At 70.3% G+C, this 3,581-nt stretch carries 3 protein-coding genes and 1 pseudogene; 1 reads left to right on the forward strand and 3 read right to left on the reverse strand.

What is annotated here, in order from left to right; translation table 11 throughout:
- Nucleotides 1-5 precede the first annotated feature (5 nt).
- Genes VFM98_RS14445 through VFM98_RS14455 form a run of 3 tightly spaced genes read right to left on the reverse strand, consistent with a single transcriptional unit; the run spans nucleotide 6 to nucleotide 3,284 of the window.
- Nucleotides 6-1,397 (reverse strand): TRAP transporter large permease subunit, encoded by a 1,392-nt coding sequence (locus VFM98_RS14445; RefSeq protein ID WP_325110610.1) that lies wholly within the window; start codon nucleotides 1,395-1,397, stop codon nucleotides 6-8.
- Between the two features lie 19 nt (nucleotides 1,398-1,416).
- Nucleotides 1,417-1,956: a TRAP transporter small permease subunit gene (locus VFM98_RS14450; RefSeq protein ID WP_325110611.1), complete on the reverse strand. Its 540-nt coding sequence runs from the start codon at nucleotides 1,954-1,956 to the stop codon at nucleotides 1,417-1,419.
- Nucleotides 1,953-3,284, reverse strand: a complete 1,332-nt coding sequence (locus tag VFM98_RS14455; RefSeq protein ID WP_325110612.1) for an amidase — start codon at nucleotides 3,282-3,284, stop codon at nucleotides 1,953-1,955. Before VFM98_RS14455 ends, VFM98_RS14450 begins: the two co-directional genes overlap by 4 nt.
- A gap of 79 nt (nucleotides 3,285-3,363) precedes the next feature.
- Here VFM98_RS14455 and VFM98_RS14460 point away from each other — a divergent pair.
- Nucleotides 3,364-3,581, forward strand: a pseudogene (locus tag VFM98_RS14460) (MarR family transcriptional regulator); the annotation flags it as partial.

Below are 3,581 nucleotides of genomic sequence, written 5' to 3' on the forward strand. Positions count from 1 at the left end.
GATGCCTACTGTTGTGCCCCCGGATCCAGCGCCCGCTCGATCTGCTGCAGCACGTCCTTGCCGGCTTTCTGCATGTCGACCGCCGCCGCCGGCTCGAAGAACAGCGTGACGAGCTGCGGCAGCGCGATCACCAGCGCCACCATGAAGAGCTGCAGCCCGACCCAGGGCAGCGCGCCCCAGTAGATCTCGGAGGTGCGGATCTTCGGCGGCGTGATGCCGCGCAGGTAGAACAGCGCGAAGCCGAACGGCGGGTGCATGAACGACGTCTGCAGCAGCACGCACAGCAGCACGCCGAACCAGATGAGGTCGATGCCCAGCTTCTGCGCCACCGGCGCGAGCAGCGGCACGATGATGAAGGCGATCTCGAAGAAATCGAGGAAGAAGGCGAGCACGAACACGAACAGGCTCACCACCACCAGGAAGCCGACCTGGCCGCCGGGCAGCTCGCCCAGCAGGCCTTCCACCCAGTGCGGGCCGTAGACGCCCTGGAACACGAGCGAGAACACGGTCGCGCCCACCAGGATGAAGATCACCATGGCGGTGAGGCGCATGGTGGTCTCCATGCCCTGCCAGATGAGCTGGCGGGTCAGGCGGCCGCGCAGCGCGGCGAGGAACATCGCGCCCACCGCGCCCATGGCGCCCGCCTCGGTGGCGGTGGCGAGGCCCAGGAATATGGTGCCCAGCACCAGGAAGATCAGCCCGAGCGCGGGCACCACGCCGGCGACCACGCGCCGCGCCAGCGCCCAGCCGCGCAGCGTGCGCGCCGCCGGGGGCAGCGGCGGCACCCAGTGCGGCCGCACCAGGGACAGCACGGCGATATACAGGATGAAGATCAGAGTCTGCGCCAGCGAAGGGCCGATGGCGCCGGCGTACATGTCGCCCACCGGCTTGCCGAGCTGGTCGGCGAGCACCAGCAGCGTGAGCGAGGGCGGCACCAGCTGCGTGATGGTGCCGGTCGCGGCGATCACCCCGGTGGCGGTCTTGGCCTGGTAGCCGTAGCGCAGCATCGCCGGCAGGGCGATCATGCCCATCGCGATGACCGACGCGGCGATGGTGCCCGAGATGGCGCCGAAGATGGCGCCGACGATGATCACCGCGTAGGCGAGGCCGCCGGGCACGCTGCCGAAGAGCTGCCCGGTGCTCTCGAGCAGGTCCTCGGCCAGGCCGGTGCGCTCGAGGATCGTGCCCATGAAGGTGAAGAACGGGATCGCCAGCAGCAGGTCGTTCGAGACGATGCCGAACACGCGCAGCGGCAGGTTCGACAGGAACTCGGGCGAGAACAGGCCGAGCTGGATGCTGACGAAGCCGAAGGACAGGCCGAGCGCCGCGAGCGAGAACGCCACCGGGAAGCCGATCAGCAGGAACACGATCAGCCCGGCGAACATGATGGGGGGCATGTACTCGGCCATGGGCGTCCTAGGCCGGCGGGCGCTCGTACTGCGTGGAAAGGGGAATCGCCCCGGCGAGCATCGCCGCGCGGCGCGCCATCTCGGCCAGCCCCTGCAGCGCGAGCAGCGCGAAGCCCAGCGGCAGCACCAGCTTCACCGGCCAGCGCAGCAGCCCGCCGGCGTTGGACGAAACCTCGTTGATGCTCCAGGACTCCGCGAACAGCGTCCACGACATGCCGGTAAGCAGCACCGCCGCCGGCATCAGGAACAGGCCCAGGCACACGAGGTCGAGCCATACCTGGCGGCGCGGCGTGAGCATGCCGTAGAGGATGTCGACGCGCACGTGGCCGTTCAGGCGCAGCGTCTTGGACGCGCCGAACAGCACGACCACCGCGAAGAAATACCACTGCAGCTCGAGCCAGGCGTTCGAGCCCACGTCGAAGGCGTAGCGCACGACGGCGTTGCCGGCGCTCACCATGCAGGCGAACAGCACCGCCCAGGTGGCGAGCCAGCCCGCCGCGGAGCTCAACGCATCCACTGCCTTGATGAGGGGCAGGAGCCTTTTCAAGCCGCCTCCGGCGGGAAACGGGTCGCCCAGGGGCGGGCTTTCTCGATGAGCCGCGCCGCGGCGAAAAGGTCGGCCTCCGCGTGCCAGCGCGCCACCAGCTGCAGCCCGACCGGCAGGCCGGCGCGCGTGAAGCCCGCCGGCACGCTGAGCGCCGGGTGGCCGGTCAGGTTGAAGACGTTGAGGTAAGGCGCCCACGCGACGCGCATGTCGCCCGCCGGCTTGCCGTTCACCGTGATCGGCTCGTCGACCCGGTGCGTCGCCGAAAGGGCGGGCCGGCTCAGGGTCGGCGTGGCGACCAGGTCGCAGCGCGCGAACCAGGCCTGCACCTTGCGGAAGAGCTCGGTGCGCTTCACCGTGGCGGCGAGCAGCTGCTGCCCGGTATAGCCGCCGCCCGCGCGGATGCCTTCGGCGAAGCCCGGCTCGATCTTCGGCTCCACCTCGGCGAGCTTGGCGTAGAAGCGCGCCGCCCAGTTCGACTGCTGCAGCACGCGCCAGGGCGCCTCGGCGTTCTCGAACGGCTCGTCCACCTCGCGCACCTCGGCGCCCGCCTCGCGCAGCACCGCCAGCGCCGCCTCGCACTGCTCGCGCACCTCGTCGTCCAACAGCGTGTTGCCGAGGAGCGGGCGCCATTCGATACGCGGGTTTTTGCTTTGTTTCTGTTCAAAAGACAAAAACGAATAGGGATCCGACGGATGCGGACCGGCTACGGCCTGCAGCATCAGCTCGCAGTCCTCCACCGTGCGCGCCATGAGGCCGAGGTGGATGAAGCTGTTGAAGGCGTCGGGCACCTGGTCGTGCGGCACGCGCCCGAGGGTGGGCTTGAGGCCGAGGATGCCGCAGCAGGCGGCGGGCAGGCGCGTCGAGGCCCCTGCGTCCGTGGCGAGCGAGAGCGGGCCCATGCCCGCGGCCACCGCGGCGGCCGAGCCGCCGGAGGAGCCGCCGGCGGTCAGCTCGGCGTTCCACGGGTTGCGCGTGATGCCGGAGATGGGCGAATCGGTGAGCAGCTTGTAGGCGAACTCGGGCGTGGTGGTCTTGCCCAGGATCACCGCGCCGGCGTCCTTCAGCCGCGCCACCGCGACGTGGTCGGCGGCCGGGACGTTGTGCTCCATGAGGCGAGAGCCCCACGCGGTGCGTACGCCCTTGGTGTTGAGGATGTCCTTCACGGACACCGGCACGCCGGCGAGCGGGCCGAGCTTCTCGCCGGCGGCGCGCCTGCGGTCGATCTCCCTCGCCTGCGCGCGCGCCTCGTCCGCGCACACCGTGACGAACGCCTTCAGCCTGGGCTGCAGCCTCTGGATCGTTCCGAGGCAATCTTCGACGGCCTGCAAGGCCGAAAGCTGCCCTTCACGAACCTGCCGCGCAAGCTGCGCCGCGCTGCGGCACGCGGATACGCTAGACTCGCGCGCCATGAAATCCCCTCCGCGCCGCGAGCCGCGCCTGCCGCTGTGGACGCGGCCGGGCTACCTGATCCGCCGCCTGCATCAGATCCATTGCGCGCTGTTCCTGGAAGAATGCCGCGAGGCGAGCCTCACCCCGGTGCAGTACGGCCTGCTCACCGCGCTCGCCTTCCGCGGCGAGCTCGACCAGGGCTCGCTCGCCGAGGAGCTGGGGCTGGACCGCACCAC

Source organism: Ramlibacter sp. (genome assembly GCF_035706265.1).
Lineage (GTDB): Bacteria > Pseudomonadota > Gammaproteobacteria > Burkholderiales > Burkholderiaceae_C > Ramlibacter.

Bases quoted from the DNA above. Each gene is read 5' to 3' on its own strand.
- VFM98_RS14445 (WP_325110610.1), bottom strand. From the start codon at position 1,397: ATGCCCCCCATCATGTTCGCCGGGCTGATCGTGTTCCTGCTGATCGGC.